This is a genomic window from Pseudoalteromonas sp. PS1M3, assembly GCF_016865405.1.
Classification (GTDB): Bacteria; Pseudomonadota; Gammaproteobacteria; order Enterobacterales; family Alteromonadaceae; genus Pseudoalteromonas; species Pseudoalteromonas marina.
In genome coordinates, this window is record NZ_AP022624.1 from 995,586 (window position 1) to 1,015,382 (window position 19,797).

General features: G+C 39.4%; 12 protein-coding genes and 1 pseudogene. 12 read left to right on the forward strand and 1 reads right to left on the reverse strand.

Annotation, left to right across the window (positions count from 1 at the left end):
• The first annotated feature begins 308 nt into the window (after positions 1-308).
• From PS1M3_RS04595 to purF, 10 genes are all read left to right on the forward strand, one after another.
• Positions 309-2,531 carry a TonB-dependent receptor gene (locus PS1M3_RS04595; protein ID WP_138527414.1) on the forward strand — a complete coding sequence of 741 codons (2,223 nt, stop codon included), beginning with the start codon at positions 309-311 and terminating at the stop codon, positions 2,529-2,531.
• A 152-nt stretch (positions 2,532-2,683) separates the two neighbouring features.
• A complete protein-coding gene (locus PS1M3_RS04600; RefSeq protein WP_203986493.1) occupies positions 2,684-3,805 on the forward strand; it encodes a 4-phosphoerythronate dehydrogenase in 1,122 nt (373 codons plus the stop codon).
• Between the two features lie 45 nt (positions 3,806-3,850).
• Entirely contained in the window at positions 3,851-4,867 is a 1,017-nt protein-coding gene (locus PS1M3_RS04605) for an aspartate-semialdehyde dehydrogenase (RefSeq protein ID WP_006793896.1), read from the forward strand.
• Positions 4,868-5,216: 349 nt separating this feature from the next.
• Positions 5,217-10,865 (forward strand): FimV/HubP family polar landmark protein, encoded by a 5,649-nt coding sequence (locus tag PS1M3_RS04610; protein ID WP_203986495.1) that lies wholly within the window; start codon positions 5,217-5,219, stop codon positions 10,863-10,865.
• Positions 10,866-11,020: 155 nt separating this feature from the next.
• On the forward strand, positions 11,021-11,815 hold the full coding sequence (gene truA, locus PS1M3_RS04615) for a tRNA pseudouridine(38-40) synthase TruA (RefSeq protein ID WP_008128643.1): 795 nt from the start codon (positions 11,021-11,023) through the stop codon (positions 11,813-11,815).
• A gap of 150 nt (positions 11,816-11,965) precedes the next feature.
• Positions 11,966-12,841 carry an acetyl-CoA carboxylase, carboxyltransferase subunit beta gene (gene accD / locus PS1M3_RS04620; protein WP_008128641.1) on the forward strand — a complete coding sequence of 292 codons (876 nt, stop codon included), beginning with the start codon at positions 11,966-11,968 and terminating at the stop codon, positions 12,839-12,841.
• A 24-nt stretch (positions 12,842-12,865) separates the two neighbouring features.
• A complete protein-coding gene (folC, locus tag PS1M3_RS04625; protein ID WP_008128639.1) occupies positions 12,866-14,131 on the forward strand; it encodes a bifunctional tetrahydrofolate synthase/dihydrofolate synthase in 1,266 nt (421 codons plus the stop codon).
• A gap of 11 nt (positions 14,132-14,142) precedes the next feature.
• Positions 14,143-14,832, forward strand: coding sequence for an SPOR domain-containing protein (locus PS1M3_RS04630; RefSeq protein ID WP_008128638.1), 690 nt, complete (start codon positions 14,143-14,145; stop codon positions 14,830-14,832).
• Positions 14,833-15,016: 184 nt separating this feature from the next.
• On the forward strand, positions 15,017-15,511 hold the full coding sequence (locus tag PS1M3_RS04635) for a CvpA family protein (protein WP_006793890.1): 495 nt from the start codon (positions 15,017-15,019) through the stop codon (positions 15,509-15,511).
• An 18-nt stretch (positions 15,512-15,529) separates the two neighbouring features.
• The gene (purF, locus tag PS1M3_RS04640; protein WP_010557197.1) at positions 15,530-17,056 is read left to right on the forward strand and encodes an amidophosphoribosyltransferase; all 1,527 of its coding nucleotides are present in this window, start codon (positions 15,530-15,532) and stop codon (positions 17,054-17,056) included.
• Positions 17,057-17,145: 89 nt separating this feature from the next.
• On the opposite strand, the gene PS1M3_RS04645 is transcribed toward purF, so the two are convergent.
• A complete protein-coding gene (locus PS1M3_RS04645) occupies positions 17,146-17,745 on the reverse strand; it encodes a Yip1 family protein (protein WP_008128633.1) in 600 nt (199 codons plus the stop codon).
• Positions 17,746-17,950: 205 nt separating this feature from the next.
• On the opposite strand from PS1M3_RS04645, the pseudogene miaE reads away from it, so the two are divergent.
• Both miaE and PS1M3_RS04655 read left to right on the forward strand, forming a co-directional pair.
• A pseudogene (miaE, locus tag PS1M3_RS04650) lies at positions 17,951-18,082 on the forward strand (tRNA isopentenyl-2-thiomethyl-A-37 hydroxylase MiaE); the annotation flags it as partial.
• Between the two features lie 41 nt (positions 18,083-18,123).
• Entirely contained in the window at positions 18,124-19,797 is a 1,674-nt protein-coding gene (locus tag PS1M3_RS04655) for a recombinase family protein (RefSeq protein WP_203986497.1), read from the forward strand.

Consider the following 19,797-nt stretch of genomic DNA (forward strand, 5'->3'; position numbering starts at 1 on the left):
CAGGTTTATGATTTTAAGTAAAAATATTAAGAAAAGTTGCAACCAATTTAATTTGATAACATATATTTGTAGAGTGAGGTTTTATGCAGTAATAGCGTAAAAAGTAAGTATTGCTGCAACGTGTTAACCTTTCCTTTATAGGAACATTTGCATTTTTACCAAAAAATAAATACATAAATTCACAATTGTGTAATATAATGCCCTTCCAGAGGAAAGATGCTACCACGCATCTTTTTTTATGCCCAAAATTTACTGGTTGCACCAGTAAATGCATAATAAACAATTTACGGTATCCTTTGGAGAATATTTTGAAACTACGCAAACTCTCACAGTTAAGCCTAGCAATAGTTGCTGCCCTGACTACCTCAGTAAGTGCTGAAGAAACCAAAACAACTGCAAAACAAGATGCGTTTGAAAAAATCGAAGTTACAGCTCGTAAACGTACAGAGAGCTTGTTTGAATCTCCAACCGCTATCACATCAATTGGTGCTAACTTAATTGATAAAGCCAATATGAGTAACCTTGAAGATATTGGTAAATACGTCCCTAATCTAAACATCACACGTTACGGTGTAGGTAACGCAGCACATGCTTCGGTATTTATCCGTGGTATTGGTTTGCAAGATCACATTATTACAACCGACCCTGGTGTGGGTGTATACCTTGATGGTGTTTACTTAGGCCGTCAAATGGGGTCTAACCTATCATTACCTAATGTTGAGCGTGTAGAAGTACTGCGCGGCCCACAGGGTACTCTTTATGGCCGTAACACGTTAGGTGGCGCAGTAAACGTTATTACAAAACAGCCGGGCGATGAAGGTATTTTAACAACGTCTGCAAAGTTAGGTAGCCGTGGCCGTATTGCAGGCGATGTGTACTTTAATAACTCATTAAATGATGAGTTAAGTATGTCAGCAAGTGCGTCATACAAAACACGTGACGGCGTTGGCGAAGCAGTAAACCTGGCGAATCCAGAAAAAGAAATTGGTGAAGAAGAAGAGTTTAGTGGCCGCGTAGCCCTTAAATGGCAGGCCAATAGCGATTTAGCGTTTACTTTTTCACTTGACGGTGTTGATAACGAGTCGGGTCAATCGCCTTATACTATTGAATTAACTGAGCCGCTTGATGCAAATGATGTATTTAATGGTGACTTTCCTCTATTAACACAGGACATGATCCCATCAGACCCTGACGATCTAGGCACTACTGTTGCTGGTATTGAATCTACGTCTTACTCAGGGTGGGGTACGTCATTTACTGCTGATTGGGCAATTGATGATACGTACACGGCTAAATTTATTTCGAGTTACCGCACTTCTGAATACGAAGGTGGACTTGATGATGATGCGTCACCTCTTAACTTATCTGAGTTCCCAGAAGAGGGTGGTGCAGACCAGTACTCGTTTGAAATCCAACTAAATGCGACTTACGACAATATGGACTTTGTATCAGGCCTTTACTTCTTTAATGAAGATGGTTTCACTCGTTCTGGTCCATTTGTATTTAGCCCATTCAACACACCTAATGGTTTATTAAACGATGGTGTTACACCTTCATTTGGTGGCTATGGTGACTTTGAAATAAACCAAGAAACAAATTCATACGCTGTATACTTTAATACAAGTTACGATTTAACAGATGATTTAAGTATTGGTGGTGGTCTTCGATACTCAAAAGATGAGAAAGATGCCGATGCGATTTTCCCTACATTTGCTGAACGTAAATACGTAAGTGCAGAGTTTGACGCGGTGACGTGGGATATTAATGCATCTTACCAAATCAGTAACAACATGAACGTTTATGGTCAAATTCAAAAAGGTTATCAAACTGGTGGCTTCCCACCACGTCCATTTGGTGGACCTGATCAGTTTGTGTCGTTCGACGAAACTAAAGCCGTAAACTACGAAATGGGTTTAAAAGGCCAAGTACACGAAAACGTATCTATGATGCTAGCGGTATTTGTTACTGATTACACTGATTTAGCACTTCCGTTTTCAGACCCAACAGCGGGTGGTGGTTTTGTAACTATTGTTGAAAATGCGGGCCAATCAAAAGCGCAAGGTATAGAACTTGAAACCACCGTTGCAATTACTGACGACTTCACAATAAGAAGTGCGGTAGGTTACCTAGATTCAGAAATTACAGAGGTTGATGCCGGCGTTCAAGGCATTGGTAAAGGTGATTCACCGGCTTTAACACCTCGCTGGACTGTAATGGTTGCCCCATCATACTTTATGGATTTAGACAGTGGTGCGACTGTTGCACTTAATGCTAATTATTCATACCGTAGTGAAATGCAAGGTCAGTCAGTATATAGCCAGAGTGAAACGATTGATTCGCGTGAGCTAGTTGGCTTTAATATTTCTTACACTAACGCATATGGCGATATGGAAGTAACACTTTATGGCGAAAACGTACTGAACGAAGTATACGATGTAGGTCGTTTACAACAATCAGGCTTTGTCGGTGTTATGAGAAGTAATGACCGAAGTGAATTTGGTTTAAAATTCAAAAAAGATTTTGAGTTATAAACTTAAGTTTGCATAAAAATAGAATGTAATTTAAGCATTATATTTTATTTAGCTCAAAAGGCCGGATCAGTTTTTGATTCGGCCTTTTTAGTTTGTGCAAAGGTCTGGTTGTTCGATACAATAGCGCCCTTAATTGCCAAATGGACTCTGTGATGAAAATTCTTGCCGATCAAAACATGCCTTTAGTTGAGCAGTACTTTTCAGATTTTGGTGAGGTTGAGCGGTTTGATGGGCGTAACTTAAAACCTGACCAACTGATAGACGTAGAAGTATTACTCACGCGATCTGTTACCAATGTTACTAGTGAGCTATTAGCAAAAGCGAATAAATTAAGCTTTGTTGGTACTGCGACTATTGGTATCGATCATATTGATACAGATCTTTTGAAAGACAAAAACATCGCATTTACAAGTGCTCCAGGGTGTAATGCTGTTGCTGTTGCTGAATATGTTATTAGTAGTTTATTTGCATTGAGCCAAGAAAATGCCCGCCCATTAACAGGCCAAACTATTGGCATAGTAGGGGTCGGGAGTATTGGCAGTTGTTTGGCTAAAAAGTTAAAAGCATTAAATGTAAAGCTGCTTTTGTGCGATCCATTAAAACATGCACAAGGGTTATTGAATGAGCATGTAGAGTTAGATGAGCTACTTGCACAATCAGATATTGTAACTTTCCATGTGCCACTTGTTAAAAAAGGGCCTCATAAAACACTTCACATGATGGACAAAGTAAGGCTTAACGCCTTAAAACCGGGTACTACGATAATTAATGCCAGCCGAGGGGATGTTATTGACAATAGTGCTTTACTGGATTTAATGGAAGCAGGGGCCGATTTAGATTTAGTGCTTGATGTGTGGGAAAATGAACCTAATATTTTAACAGACTTACTTGCACATGTACGCTATGCCAGTGTGCATATTGCAGGCCACACGCTTGAAGGCAAGGCCAGAGGCACACAAATGCTTTACCAAAAACTGTGTGAGCTTAAAGGCGTTGAGGCTTCAAAATCTCTAACCGATTTTTTGCCAGTACCAGCTATAACGCAAGTGGCTATTGCTGAGAGTTTTACAGAGCAAGACATCGCACGTTTAGTGCACACAATTTACGATGTAAGAAGGGATGATGGGATTTTACTTCGTCATCTAGAGTCGGATGGTTTTGATAGTTTACGTAAACACTATCCTGTAAGAAGAGAATTTAGCACCTTAACCGTTAAAGGTGATGGCTCGCAGTTGGCTGTCTTAGATCAACTTGGTTTTACACTAACCAACTAATTATTAATATAACGGTGTTTTAATATCGTTTAAAGAGGAAAAAATATGTCGCAAAAATATAACGTTGCCGTACTTGGTGCTACTGGTTTAGTAGGGCGTCAAATTATCGAAACTTTAGCTGATCGTAAATTTCCGGTTGATCAGCTATTTTTGCTTGCGAGCAGCCGCAGTGCAGGTGAAGACATTAAGTTTCGTGGTGAGACAATCGAAGTACAAGACGTTGAAGGCTTTGATTTTAGCCAAGCACATATTGGATTGTTTTCTGCCGGTGGGAGCGTCTCAGAAAAATATGCCCCAATTGCAGCCGATGCAGGTTGTATAGTTATTGATAACACCTCGCACTTTAGAAATGATTTTGAAATACCCCTTGTTGTCCCAGAAGTGAATGCCTCAAGTCTTGCAGACTTTAGAAATCGTAATATTATTGCAAACCCAAATTGTTCGACTATCCAAATGATGTTGGCATTAAAACCAATTTATGATGCGTATGGTATTGATCGAATAAATGTATCAACTTACCAAGCGGTATCAGGCGCAGGGAAAGAAGCCGTTGATGAGTTAGCAAAGCAAACAGCTAACTTGATGAATGCACGCCCAATGGATAATGAAATATTTCCTAAGCAAATTGCCTTTAATGTTATTCCGCAGATAGATAGCTTTGAAGATAACGGCTATACCCGCGAAGAAATGAAAATGGTGAACGAAACGCACAAAATATTAGGTGATACAACAATCGCAATAAACCCAACGTGTGTGCGTGTTCCTGTGTTTTTTGGTCATTCTGAATCTATTAATATTGAAACACGTATGCAATACGACTTCGAACACGTTAAACAGCTGTTAAATGATGCTCCAGGCGTTGAGCTAATTGACGATGAAGGTGATTATCCAACAGCGGTTTCCGATGCCAGTGGCAACGATACTGTATATGTTGGCCGTTTGCGCGCTGATATTTCACACCCTCATGGCTTAAATATGTGGGTTGTTAGTGATAATACCCGCAAGGGTGCTGCAACTAATAGTGTTCAAATAGCTGAAGAGTTAATAGAAAATTATATGTAACATTTTAAATGTTAAGCACTCTTTAAAAGCGGTAAGCACTATGTGTTTGCCGCTTTTTGTTTAAATAGAGCGCCACTTTTTTGCCGTTTTTTATAATATTTAATAAAGTTACTGATAATACTCAATAAATCAATATTAAAAATGTGTTGTTAAGGCATTTCTTTTCAATGTGTTGCAATGGATATTGTGCCCTAAGTGGTTTATAGTTTGTAATTGGAATAGAGCTTGCAACAAAAATAGATTGTAATAACAAATGTGAGTCAGTCATTAGACTGATAAGGCAAGAGTAATCAATGTTTACGCACCTATTTAAGAGTGCTTTGTAACATTTAGACATTAAAGGATCAGCATGCGCGGTTTGGCTATACTTATAATATTAGCGTCTGCACTGGTAGTAACGCCTGTATATACACAAGATAGTACCCAATTAAAGGGGCCTAAAGGCGTTGACTATGGTGCTCAAGGGCGGTCTATTGGTCCGATTAAACCCACCGATACACTTTGGCGTATAGCTGTAAAAGTACGTCCAGATAACTCTGTAAGTATTTATCAAGTTATGCAGGCCTTGTATAACAAAAACCCCAACTCATTTTTAGATCAAAACCTCAATCATATGCGAAGTGGGGCTTATCTAAAAATACCGACTTTATCTGAAATTAGACGAGTGAATACTCAACTAGCTAGGCAGCGTTCCGAGCAAGATGACGAGTTATGGGAAAAGAAAAAAAACGGAACACTTACACAAACTGAAATAACATCAGCTCAAACACAGGTTACACAAGCGCGTAAAGTTGATGTAGACGACGCCAAAAAAGAGTTACAAAAAGAAATAAAAGAAATAAAAACAGACCAAACTAATAAATTAGTTGAGTTACAGCAACAGTTTAAAAGTTCAGTAACAAATGTTGAAGAGATTTTAGTTGAGAATAATAACCTTAAAAAACAGCTGACTGGAATTTCTAAAGAGCTCGAAAATGTTCGCCAACAATTAGGGCAAGATAGTGAAATACAGCTGCAGCTAAAGGAATTAATACTTAAACAAAATGAAATAATTGCCCAGCAAAAAGCTAAAGAGGTTGAACCTCAAAGCAGTTTTGACTTATTAGCCTTGTTGTCAAACCCTATTGTGCTGGGGCTGTTAATGTTCATTCCCGGATTATTGATTATCTTTGCAATTGTTATGTTTCTTCGCAAAAGAAAAGGCAATCAAGAAGAGCCTCAAGCAGATGATGAGTTTTTACCGCAAACTCCAACTTATTCTAATGAGAATGACTTAGCAACTGATCCACTTGATGACCCAATCATTCCAGATCCATTGGATGACTTGAGCGTTCAATTAGATGATCACCTCGAAGGTGACATGCTTCCAGATGATGATTTATTAGAAGATGACTCAGACGAACTTGATGATTCAGATAACTTACTTGATCAAGACGAGTTAGAAGGCCTTCTTAGCGACGATATTGTTTTTGATGATGAAAGTGACGAAGACGATGAAGTCGATATTTTCACGCAACAAGGGTTTGACGACAGCGCTGATGATAGCTTGGACGATATTGATTTAGATTTAGACCAAGAACCGTCTGGCACTGATGATATTTTAAGTAATGATGACTTAGATAGCCTATTCGACGAAGATGACAGCTTACCTGAGTTTGATTCACCAGCAGAAAAAGAGCCACAAAGTGATAGTTTAGAATCTAACGATGAAATGGCAGCATTGAGCGAAGAGCTTGCGACCGATGATTTTGATATAGATGATTTACTTGATCAAACGAGTGCCGAACCAGTAGACACATCAGATAAAACTTCTGAAGAAAGTGACGATTTTGACTTAGACGATATCGACAGCTTAATTGATGAAGCAAATGATGATTCAGCTAATGAAACGCCAACGGATACGTTAGTTGAAGAAGGTGATGACTTTGATTTGGACGATATCGACAGCTTAATTGATGAAGCAAATGATGATTCAGCTAATGAAACGCAAACAGAGTCGTTAGTTGAAGAAAGTGATGACTTTGATTTGGACGATATCGACAGCTTAATTGATGAAGCAAATGATGATTCAGCTAATGAAACGTCAACGGATACGTTAGTTGAAGAAAGTGATGACTTTGATTTGGACGATATCGATAGCTTAATTGATGAAGCAAATGATGATTCAGATAATGAAACGCCAACAGAGTCGATAGTTGAAGAAAGTGATGACTTTGATTTGGACGATATCGATAGCTTAATTGATGAAGCAAATGATGATTCAGATAATGAAACGCCAACAGAGTCGATAGTTGAAGAAAGTGATGACTTTGATTTGGACGATATCGACAGCTTAATTGATGAAGCAAATGAAGATTCCGTAAATGAAGCGCAAACAGAGTCGTTAGTTGAAGAAAGCGATGACTTTGATTTGGACGATATCGACAGCTTAATTGATGAAGCAGATGAAGATTCCGTAAGTGAAGCGCAAACAGAGTCGTTAGTTGAAGAAAGCGATGACTTTGATTTGGACGATATCGACAGCTTAATTGATGAAGCGGACGACGGCTCAGCAAATGAAACATTAACAGACAATTCAGTAGAAGAAAGCGATGACTTTGATTTGGATGACATCGACAGCTTAATTGATGAAGCAGATGACGATTCAGCTAATGAAACGCTAACAGAGTCGTTAGTCGAAGAAAACGATGACATTGATACTGCTTTGGCCGGTTCTGTCGATGATTTAGCTGATGCACAAGAAGAGTTAAATGTTGATGATGTCGAATCTTTAGCTTCAGCTTTGATTGATGAATCTGAATCTGAATCGGAGAATGAGTCTGAAGAAGAGCCTGAGCTTGAAGAAGAGCCAGAGCTTGTAGAGGAGCCCGAGCTTAAAGAAGAGCCAGAGCTTGAAGAAGAGCCAGAGCTTGCAGAAGAGCCTGAGCTTGAAGAAGAGCCAGAGCTTGCAGAAGAGCCTGAGCTTGAAGAGGAGCCTGAGCTTGAAGAAGAGCCAGAGCTTAAAGAAGAATCAGAGCTTGAAGAAGAGCCAGAGCTTGCAGAAGAGCCTGAGCTTGCAGAAGAGCCAGAACTTGAAGAAAAGCCAGAGCTTGAAGAGGAGCCAGAGCTTGCAGAAGAGCCTGAGCTTTTAGAGGAGCCCGAGCTTGAAGAAGAGCCAGAGCTTGAAGAAGAGCTAGAGCCTAATGAAGTGCTTGAAGACTTTGGGGCCGATGATTTTACAGACACATCAGACACGCTTTTAGATCCAGAAGATTTACTGGATGAATATAACGATGATGCGTTGCAAAGTGTAGACGAACTCTTAAATGAATTACAACAACCAGAAGACTCAGAATACGTAGAAAGCCCTGATTGGACACTTGATGATCTGGACGATGAAATTGAAGAGGTTGAAGTTGATTTAGGTGATGATCCCTTAGCAGAAGACACAGATTCTGATTTATCCCTTGAGGATGAATTACTAGAAACAGAATCAATAACGCCTAGTGAAGAGTTAGACGATTACCCTGAGTTAGAAATAGCTGAAGATCAAGGGGCTGAAACGCAAGAATCTACTAGCAATGAAGGTGAAAATGTTGTTAGTCAAACAGAAAAAGATTTAGCTGACTCTATTTCTAAGGGCGCAGACTTGAGTAACTTTGACGAGGAACTTGATGATGAGCCCCATGCCACTGCTGATTTTGATGAAGTCCCAATAATTGATGACAATGAGCTATTGGCGGTAGGCGATGCTGAAGAATTCGCGACAAAAGAAGGGCATAATGAATTAGATGATGACGAAGAGTTTGCAGAAGAGGTTTCAGATTTTTCGGATAATGATATCGAGGTGCTGGCTGATGAAGAACTTGATTCAGAACTATCACCAAGTCAAACAGAGCAAGAATTATCACAAGCGCTCTCATCAAGTATTGATTTAAATAGCCTAGAAGATGACTTTGACGATGAGCCGTTAATCGATAGTGAGTTTGAACAGTCAGATTCTGGACTTGATACTAATTCAGAAAGTGAAGAACCACTACCAGAAATTACAGATGAAGCATTGTTATCGCAAGAGGACTTTGATGATTCACAGGTTGATTTAGCAGGGTTAGACGCCGACTTAGAATTTGATTCTGTCAATGCAGAAGACTTTGAGGAGCTTGTTTCAGAGACGCCAGATGGTGATACTGATAACGACGAAGAGCTAGATGGATTAAATTTAGATGAAGTAGTTAGTGATACCACAATTGATGAAACTTTAGACGCAGGCCTAGAGCCAGAACTATCACCAAGTCAAACAGAGCAAGAACTATCGCAAGCGCTCTCATCAAATATTGATTTAGATAGCTTAGAAGATGATTTTGATGATGAGCCATTAATTGATAGCGATTTTGACGAGTCAAGTTTAGAGCCTGAAATTAATGAAGAAGCCAACGTTTTAGTCCCAGAGGATACGGACGAAGATTCATTACTAGGCGCTGATTTAGAGTTTGATTCAGTGGGTGTCGAAGGCGTTGAAGAGCAAGTTTTAGAAACGCCCCAAAACGACATTGAGAGAACGGATACTAAAGAATTTGAACAAGATTTAGATGATGGCGGCAGTGCGATTGCTCAGGAAGTCGACATTGAGCATGAACCAGAATTATCACCAAGCCAAACAGAGCAAGAACTATCGCAAGCACTTTCATCAAATTTTGATTTAGATAGCCTAGAGGATGACTTTGATAATGAACCATTAATTGATAATGAGTTTGATGAATCAGAGTTAGTGCTAGAAGCTAATGACGAGACTGAAGTATCAGCGCCTGAAGCTACTGATGAAAGCCAAATTTTAGACGAAAACCTTGAATATTCACAAAACGATTTAGCAGAAACAGGCACTGATTTACCTAATAGTGAAGAGCTTGAATCATCTGATTTAGGTATCGAGCAAACTGTTGATGATGAACTAGATGAACTAGATGAACTAGATGAACTAGATGAACTAGATGAACTAGATGCTGAGCTTGAAATCAATGACGAGGTTGAGGGATCAATTGCTCAAGTTAACGATGATGCGGTTTCAGCAGAAGAGCTACTTCCTAATAGACCGAGTAATGGTGCTGATTTCTCAGGTTCAGGTGAAGATAATAGTGAAATAACCAGTGACGATGCGTTCACTCCAGAGCTTAATGACAACGAAGCTGATAATCAAAATTCAGCTGAAGATGATATAGACAGCGCGGGAACTAACTTTAATGACGACCTGTTAATTGATGAATTTAATGAACTAGATGGTGAGCTCGACAATCTTAACGACTTAAACGATGACACACTTGATGATTTACTCTCAGAGTCGAATAACGCTGATGGGGACTATTTAGCGCCTGATAGCAGCGTTGGGCTAGACAATCCAGCATTTATAAGTGAATCGGACGATGAAATAAATGAACAAACTAATGTTGATCGTGAAGCTGAACTAACTCAAGTTGACTCTCAGGGTGATACTAACCTTGTATCAGATGAAGCACTTGATGATGAATTTATGGCTGATTTAAGTGAAACCGATTTCGATTCATTGCTCAATGAGTTAGCCGCTCCCGATGAACTTGCTATAGAAGATAGCAGCGAGTTTGATGTTGACTTTGATTCTTTATTGAAAGAAGACTTAGTTGATGAAGAAGTCTTCAATCATAAAGAGCCAGTCCCTGAAGACGCAAAACCTTTAGGTGAAGACGATTTTGTAGATATTGACTCATTACTTGAGCAAAGTGACGATGCTGAACTTGAGCATGAGCCTTACAATGACGTAAATATAGACTTAGGTTTAAGTGAGTTTGATGCATTACTTGCTGGTGATAATCCAACAGACGTTGATGCCGAGAGTGGAGGTTACTCCGCTAAGTTAGACTTAGCACGTGCCTATATTGAAATCGACGACTTTGATTCCGCGCTTAAGGTGATTGAAGACGTAATAGCAAAAGGGCCTGAAGAAGTTCAAGAAGAAGCGCTTAGTTTGCAAGCAAAATTACAACAATAGCATTTGTGTTAATTTCAATACGATAAACCCATAATTGGTGATGCTGATTATGGGTTTTTTATTGTTTTTATATGATTACATCACGGTCGCTTTTATTGCGCCGCGAGATAGCATAAAATGCGCCGTTAATTAGTACAGTAGGTAAAACGATAAATATGCGAGTAGCACTTGGGGTTGAATATAATGGCGCACGTTATAGTGGTTGGCAGCGTCAATCGCACGTAAATAGCGTACAACAAGAAGTAGAAAAGGCGCTGTCGAGTATCTGTAACCACCCAGTTGAAATTGTGTGTGCAGGGCGAACTGACGCAGGAGTGCATGGAACAGGCCAAGTTGTTCATTTTGAAACCAATGCATCTCGTGAAATGGTCGCGTTTACTATGGGTATGAACACTTTGCTACCTAAAGATATTGCTATTCGATTTGCTCAACCTGTTGCAGAAGACTTTCATGCACGTTTTAGTGCAACCGCAAGAAGGTATCGCTACGTTATTTATAACTATCCATACCGTGGAGCTGTTATGAACGAGGGTGTTACTCATTTCCATCACAAGCTAGATGAAAAGGTAATGCAAGAGGCGTGTCAGCATTTAATTGGTGAGCATGACTTTACATCATTCAGAGCATTACACTGCCAAGCTAATACCGCTAAACGTACAATTCATCACTTATCTGTTCAGCGCCAAGGTGATTACGTTGTAATTGATATTAAGGCGAATGCATTTTTGCATCATATGGTGCGCAATATAACCGGTTGCTTAATGGATATTGGCTTACACAAGCACCAACCTGTATGGCTAAAAGAGCTATTAGATTTAAAAGAGCGTGCAAAAGCGAGTGCAACAGCTAAAGCCGCTGGTTTGTATTTAGTCGATGTTGATTACCCAGAGCAGTTTAATATTCCTAAAACCCCACTAGGGCCATTATTTTTACCTGATGTTGATATTTAGTTAGAATTATTAATCGCTAAATTTAATTTCCTCTAACTACTAAGACCAGTTTTTTATACCGTGTTTGTGTAATTCATGTTTTAATTGAAAAAATCTGTCTGCTACTTATTAGCAGACTCGCGACACAGAACAGCATTAAGAGAGTTGCAAATGAGTTGGTTAGAAAAAATCTTACCTAAAACGACTAAGTCGTCAGGTCGTAAAGAAATTCCAGAAGGCGTTTGGGCTAAATGTACAGCTTGCGATTCAATTTTATATAAAGCTGAACTAGAAAAATCATTAAACGTATGTCCTAAATGCGACCATCACATGCGTGTGAGCGGCCGTAAACGTTTAGAGCACTTTTTAGATGAAGGTGACCGCACGGAGCTTGGTACTGAGCACGAGCCTAAAGATGTATTAAAGTTTAAAGACTCTAAAAAATACTCAGACCGTATTAGCGCAGCCCAAAAATCAAGTGGCGAAAAAGACGCGCTAGTTGCAATGAAGGGCCGCTTAAAAGGCATACCTGTTGCTGCGGTTGCTTTTGAATTCTCATTTATGGGTGGTTCAATGGCTTCGGTTGTTGGCGCACGGTTTGTTGATGCCGTAGACCAATGTTTAGAGCACAACATGCCATTAGTGTGCTTTTCTGCCTCAGGTGGTGCACGTATGCAAGAAGCACTTATGTCGCTTATGCAAATGGCCAAAACCAGTGCAGCACTTGCTAAAATGAGCGAAAAAGGATTGCCATTTATTTCGGTAATGACCGACCCAACAATGGGTGGTGTATCGGCTTCATTAGCAATGCTAGGTGATATTAACGTTGCTGAACCAAAAGCCTTAATTGGCTTTGCTGGCCCGCGAGTAATAGAACAAACAGTTCGCGAAACCTTACCAGAAGGTTTTCAGCGTAGTGAGTTTTTACTTGAGCACGGTGCAATAGACATGATTGTTGACCGCCGTGAAATGCGTGATACGTTAGCACGTGTGCTTGCTAAATTTATGAACTTGCCTTCTACTGAACAAGAGCATAGAGTAGCGTAAATTTAAGCTTTTCTGATTTATGCTATGACAAAAACAATCCCTAGCCAATCATCAAGCCTTGATGATTGGCTTTTTTATTTAGAAAGTGTTCACCCAGCCAACATTGCAATGGGCTTAGAGCGCGTTGCAGATGTTGCCAATAATATTGGTTTACTAAATACCCCCAGTAAAATAATTCTAATTGGTGGCACAAATGGCAAAGGGACTACCGCTCGCTGCTTAGAATCGCTACTACTTGCGCAAGGTTACAGCGTAGGTACTTACGCCTCTCCTCATTTAATTCGATATAACGAACGTGTTCGCATAAATGGTCAAGAGCTTGATGATCAATACCATGTTGATGCCTTCAACACGCTAGAGCAAGGCCGGGGGAGCACACCGCTTACGTATTTTGAGTACGGTACGTTGGGAGCACTGGCTATTTTTAAGCGCTTTGAAGTAGATTATGTATTATTAGAAGTAGGTTTAGGCGGGCGTTTTGATGCAACAAATATAGTAACGCCATACGCAAGTGTTATTACAACCATCGATTTAGACCATAAAGAATACCTTGGCGATACCCGAGAGCTGGTGGCGTACGATAAAGCGGGTATATTCCGTAAAGATACCCCCGCTATCATTGGGGACTTAAGTATCCCGCATACAATGATTGATTACGGTAACGAGATTAGTGCCAATATGACATTATCAGGCACTGACTTTATTTTTAAAGAGCATGACAAAACGTTTAATTGGCAGTTTGAAAAACATAACCTTACACTCAATAAACCTGCAATACCCGCGCAAAATGCAGCGACTGCTCTAACAGTGTTGAGCGTTTTAAATTTATTACCCAATGTTGATGTAATAAAGAATTGCTTAGCTAACTTGGTGGTGGAAGGGCGCTTCGAACAGTTAAGCACAGAGCCATTGGTATTTACAGACGTCGCTCACAATCCAGAGTCAGCTCGCTATTTAGCCAATAAGTTATTAAGTTACAAAGATAAAGGCTTTAAAGTTCATGCATTAGCCGCTATGCTTGCTGATAAAGATAAAGCAGCGGTGCTCAAAGAGCTAGCCCATCTTGTTGATGATTGGTTTCTTGCTAGCTTAGGCGGCCCTCGTGGTGATAGTGCTAATAACTTAAAAGAAGCCCTACAAAGCGTATCTACTCACGACAAGGTACAAAGCTTTGAAAGCGTTGAACGAGCACTGAGTGTTATTTTACCTAAGCAACAAGACAATGTTATTTTAATTGTATTTGGTTCATTTTTTACAGTAGCAGATGCTATTAATTATTTTAAAAAATAGAGAGGATATCGGTGAACTCAAGTTTTATAAATCGCTTAGTTGGAACAAGTATTGTGGTGATCGCAGCGATTGTGTTTATCCCAAACATACTTGATGGCGAAAAAGTGCACTACAAGGAAGGCTTTAAAGCGATCCCAGAGCGACCTGAGTTCAAAACGATTGACTTGCAAGACTCAATTAATGATCAAGTAGCTATAGCTGAGCCGTTAAAACAAGATAACATTGAAGATATTTCTCCTGATGATGACGTTTTAGAGCAAGACGATACTATTTCACAAAGCAACTTTGCCAGTGAAGAGAAAATAGTTGAAGCGTCAGTCATACCTAAAGCTACAAAAACTGACATTGCTGAACCGCAAGTTGCTAAAGCGAAAGAAGAGACTAAGGTTCCTGAAAAAGTCGTCAAAGAGGCAGCTAAGCCTATTACACCGCGTAAAAGTGATGAAAATCTAACTGATATGGCCTATGTGGTGCAGTTAGGTAGTTTTTCTCATGCTGCAAATGTTAAAGCATTACAGGCTAAATTAACTTCAAAAGGGTTTAATACGTTTACTAAACCTATAAAAACACCTAACGGAACGCTAACAAAAGTATTTGTTGGTCCGTCACTTGATAAAACTGAGTTGGAAAAGCAATTACCAGAACTTAAAAAGCTTACTAAGCTTAACGGTAAAATAACCCAATACGAAGTAACTAACTAATTAAAAAGGCCTTAAACAATAAGGCCTTTTTCTTTGATGTTACACAATTACTTAGGCCAATTTATTAACTGTCAAAATGTTAATTAAATGTTTCAGGTTGGCTGCGGTTATCTCCCGTTTAAACTTGCATACTGAGGATGTTTGGGTATAGAATGCGCCCCAAAATAGCGACTAATTGGTTATTATGATCTGGGTTGATTACGCCATTCTTGGCATCATTGCACTGTCTACCATCATCGGTTTAATACGCGGCTTTGTAAAAGAAGCTATGTCATTAGCGGTATGGGCAGGCGCGTTTATCATCTCAAGTTTATTTTACCAATATTTAGCTTCCTTCCTAACAAGCATTTCTGAACCCCTTTTAAGAAATGCGGCGGCCATTGCCATACTCTTCTTTGCGACGCTCCTGTTAGGCGGTTTACTAAACTATATTTTAGGTCAGCTTGTACTTCGTACTGGCTTATCGGGTACTGACCGTGTCTTTGGCATAGTGTTTGGTGCTCTACGAGGCGTGTTGGTCGTGAGCGCGTTACTCTTCTTTCTTGATGCTTTTACTGGTGCACCTAATACGCACTGGTGGGGTAATTCTATTTTGATTCCAGAATTTGGCTTTGTTGTTGAATGGTTTTTTTCGTACCTCGAAAACAACTCCAGCTTTTTAAATTCAGTAAACCGTTAATCGGCGAGGATAAATTACATGTGTGGTATCGTTGGAATAGTCGGAACGTCTCCTGTGAATCAGGCGATATATGATGGCTTAACTGTTTTGCAGCATCGTGGGCAAGACGCCGCGGGAATAATTACCATTGAAAATAATACGTTTAGCTTACGTAAAGCAAACGGCCTAGTGAAAGATGTATTTCACACACGTCACATGAAGCGACTACAAGGTACCATTGGTATTGGCCATGTACGTTATCCAACAGCAGGCTCTTCTAGTTCATCTGAGGCACAGCCTTTTTATGTAAACTCACCATTTGGTATCGCCCTTGCGCATAATGGAAACCTTACAAATGCTGAAGAACTAAAAGAACAGTTATTTTCAGAAGCACGTCGACATGTTAATACAACGTCTGACTCTGAGATATTGCTTAATATTATGGCGCATGAGCTTAGTCGCTCAGACAAGTTACACCTAGACCCTGAAGATGTGTTTACAGCCGTTGCTGAGGTAAACAAAAAAGTAACGGGTGGCTATGCAGCCATTGCTATGATTATCGGTCACGGCGTTGTAGCGTTTCGTGATCCTAACGGTATTCGCCCTCTTGTTTTTGGTAAACGCGAGACTGAAAAAGGCACAGAGTACATGTTTGCCTCAGAGAGTGTGGCACTAAAACCTGATGGCTTTGAGTTTATTCGCGATGTAGCCCCAGGTGAAGCTATTTTTGTGACTGAAGATGGACAGTTTCACTCATTAAATTGTGCAGATAAAGTGTCTTACTCGCCTTGTATTTTTGAATTTGTTTATTTTGCTCGTCCAGACTCAACAATAGACAGAATGTCGGTTTATGCAACACGCGTAAACATGGGTACCAAACTGGGTGAGAAAATAGCACGTGAGTGGGCAGATAAAGACATTGATGTTGTCATTCCTATTCCAGAAACTTCGTGCGATGTCGCGCTTGAAATTGCTCGCGTACTTGATTTACCGTACCGCCAAGGCTTTGTTAAAAACCGTTACATTGGCCGTACGTTCATTATGCCTGGTCAAGAAATGCGTAAAAAGTCAGTGCGTCAAAAGCTAAACGCAATTGATCGTGAATTTAAAGGTAAAAATGTATTACTTGTTGACGATTCAATAGTGCGCGGTACTACATCTGCGCAAATTGTGGAAATGGCGCGAGAGTCTGGTGCTAAAAACGTATACTTTGCCTCAGCAGCTCCTGAAATACGCTTTCCAAATGTTTATGGTATTGATATGCCATCGGCAGCTGAACTTATTGCTCATGGCCGTGAGGTTGAAGATATAAACGCAAGTATTGGTTCTGACGGATTGATTTTTCAGTCATTAACAGATTTAATGGCCGCTGTAAGCCAAGAAAATCCAGAAATAACTCAATTTGAAACTTCTGTGTTTGACGGGCAATATATAACAGGCGACATAGATCAAAACTATTTAAACCGAATAGATAAACTGAGAAACGATACAGCTAAAAGCACACGCGAAACCGCGATGTCATCAGGGTTAGAGATACATAACCAAGAAGAAAACGAGACAGATTAATTCTTTCGAGTATTTTAATTTTAGAAAAGGAGCTAATTAGCTCCTTTTTTGTTGGTTGAACATTACTTAATCGAGTTACTAAAAATTTATTATGTGAACATGGGGCTTACAATGCCATTTGTCCAAAGAATCGCAGTGGCAGCTAATATGATGACTAATAATATTAGCCCACAGGTAACGACCGAGCTTGCATAAATAAAACCACGTTCTTCAGGTATGTGCATGAGTATAGGTACTCCGGTATAAAGTAAATAAACCGAGTAAGCTAATGCAACAATTCCAGCACATACAACAAACCAAAGCACAGGCCAAAAAGCGGCAAGCGCAGACATAAATACCGGTGTTGCTGTGTAAGCCGCTAGTTCAAGCGTTTGAGTAAAGGTGGGTTTAGAGCCAAAAGTAACGGCCATCCAATGGGCTAAATAGGCAAGTGCAAATACACCTATAATTAAAGCTACATACATGGCTATAGCTATTAATAGCGCGCTCTCATGTGTTAAAAATACTAGACCACCAGTGCCAATGCTCCAGCCCAAGTATACAGACGAATAATACCCCATTGTTGATGGAAACAAAGCAATAAGTAAAATGTGTGACAAGCTATAGGTCAAGCTTTCGTGTCGGTTATCAATTGTTTGCCACTCTTCAAGTGGGTGAGCGTATAAGCCCCATAGGTGGTTTAATATCATAGTGTGTACTCCGTTTAGGAAGGTATTATTGTTTTTGTTGTAGTGTATTATTTATACAGTTCATTTACAGTTATGGGCCACATAGTGTACAAAGTCAAGTTAACTAATTTTTAACAAATAAATGAAGTTGGCTTTGATTTAATCAAACCGTGAATTCGTGTTAAAATACAGGTTCTTTAATTTTAATTAGCAACGAGTATCAAACGTGTCACATAGCCAGCTGTTAGAGCCTATTCATGATTTTTTATTGTGCAAAACACCGACTCAGTGGGTAGATAAAGCAATCAAAAAAGAAAATCTGTCAGTTATTTTAATAGATCACTTAATTTGTGAGCTTAATGATAATATGTGCATATTTAAATTCAGTGAGTAATTGCTATGTCAGACGATAAATTATCTGGTAACGTATATTTATACCAGCGCTTTAGTTCTCAAGCGCAAGAAGGGAACAGCTCTTTGTATAGGCAAGGGGAGGCACAAAGAGAGTGGTTACGTAGTCACCCGAACTGCGCGGTGGTTGAGCTTGAAGGTAAGCCTCTCATTGATGCAGGTGTATCTGCATTTTCGGGCAAGCATTTAAGTTCGGGGTCTTTGGGGAGGCTTGTTGCTGCGATAGAGTCAAAGGTAGTTCCTAAAGGCTCGATTATTCTTGTTGAGCATTTTTCTAGATTGTCTCGAATGACAATTACTGAAACGGAAAAGTTACTTGATAAAATTTGGGATCATGATGTTTCTATTGTTACAGCAAGAGATCAAAGTGTTTACTCCCCAAGTAAACGTAATGACTTAGCAACACGTATGCGTTTAATTGTTGAGATTGATAAAGCTCATTCAGATTCTAAATGGCGTTCAGAAAAAGTAAAAAGTTCTTGGAGTCGACGAGAATATAACGCCAAAGAAAATAAAATACCCCCAAAGATGCGGATGCCTTTTTGGCTAGACCAAAAAGGCAAGTTAAATGAATACGCGGACGTGGTGCGAGATATTTTTAAATTGCATGCTGAAGGACTTGGTCAAGTTTTGATTGAAAGAGCACTGAGAAAAAAATACGGTAAAATAAAGCCTCTGAAAAATATTAATCCGACAAAAATTATCAGAATAATCCAAAATCCTAAGTGCATAGGTCTGGTTTACAATGAGAAGCTTTACGAATCGGTTGTAAGTGATAAAGAATTTTATATTGCTCAGCAAATATGTAAAGAACGACTGTTTACGAGCGTTAGACCTGACAGGAAGTGGCCCTTACATGGCTTGGTTAAGTGCGGGCATTGTGGTTCAGGTATGAGTATCCAACAATCAGCAGAGTCATTACCGTTGCTTCGATGTAGTAGAAAACAGAGATCGGGGGGAGAAAGTTGTGATGCACCGACAACATTTCCTTATGTTGTAGCTTATCATTTCTTTTTTGCTTATGTTGAGCCCCTGATACTTGCTAAAATTAGTAGGGCAAAACAAAGCTCTACCAGCCATGAGAAAAAAACGAAACTAACCTATGAATTAAAAGGGCTTCAAACAAAATTGGCTGACCTGAAAGATCATTATAAAAATAGTGAAAAAAAATCAGGAACAATATTTGGTTTGATGGAAGAGTTAGATGATGAAATAAATGATATTGTTAGCCAGCTAGCTGAAATACAAGCCGAAATTGAAAAAAAACTTAATGTAGCTTCAATATCTAAAAAAATAGTTGATTTATCACATACCGACCCTTTAAATTATAATCTCGAATTAAATCGGATAGGCAATAAGATAATTTTAAAAAACAAGGAATTATCTTTTAGCTTAGAAGAGGATAACGTTGTAGCTAGGTTTAAATTTAGCCAATATGATCGAAAACGCAAAGCCTACCAATGTGTTTTTTATGGTTCAAAAGAGTATTATATAAAAAGTGAATATGTCACTGAGGTGCGCACATCCGATTGGGATATCGATAGGTTAATGAACCCTCACAAAATCAGGGGATCTTCTGTTGAAAATGCAGCTCGAGTCATGTATTACCATAAGATACATTCAGAAAGTGGCTATTTAGATATATTATTAAAAGATGATTAG

What these genes read in the sequence shown, in the direction of transcription:
- PS1M3_RS04600 (WP_203986493.1), top strand. Translation starts at nt 2,684, where the DNA reads ATGAAAATTCTTGCCGATCAAAACATGCCTTTAGTTGAGCAGTACTTT.
- truA (WP_008128643.1), top strand. Translation starts at nt 11,021, where the DNA reads ATGCGAGTAGCACTTGGGGTTGAATATAATGGCGCACGTTATAGTGGT.
- accD (WP_008128641.1), top strand. Translation starts at nt 11,966, where the DNA reads ATGAGTTGGTTAGAAAAAATCTTACCTAAAACGACTAAGTCGTCAGGT.
- purF (WP_010557197.1), top strand. Translation starts at nt 15,530, where the DNA reads ATGTGTGGTATCGTTGGAATAGTCGGAACGTCTCCTGTGAATCAGGCG.
- folC (WP_008128639.1), top strand. Translation starts at nt 12,866, where the DNA reads ATGACAAAAACAATCCCTAGCCAATCATCAAGCCTTGATGATTGGCTT.
- PS1M3_RS04645 (WP_008128633.1), bottom strand. Translation starts at nt 17,745, where the DNA reads ATGATATTAAACCACCTATGGGGCTTATACGCTCACCCACTTGAAGAG.
- PS1M3_RS04655 (WP_203986497.1), top strand. Translation starts at nt 18,124, where the DNA reads ATGTCAGACGATAAATTATCTGGTAACGTATATTTATACCAGCGCTTT.
- PS1M3_RS04610 (WP_203986495.1), top strand. Translation starts at nt 5,217, where the DNA reads ATGCGCGGTTTGGCTATACTTATAATATTAGCGTCTGCACTGGTAGTA.
- PS1M3_RS04605 (WP_006793896.1), top strand. Translation starts at nt 3,851, where the DNA reads ATGTCGCAAAAATATAACGTTGCCGTACTTGGTGCTACTGGTTTAGTA.
- PS1M3_RS04635 (WP_006793890.1), top strand. Translation starts at nt 15,017, where the DNA reads ATGATCTGGGTTGATTACGCCATTCTTGGCATCATTGCACTGTCTACC.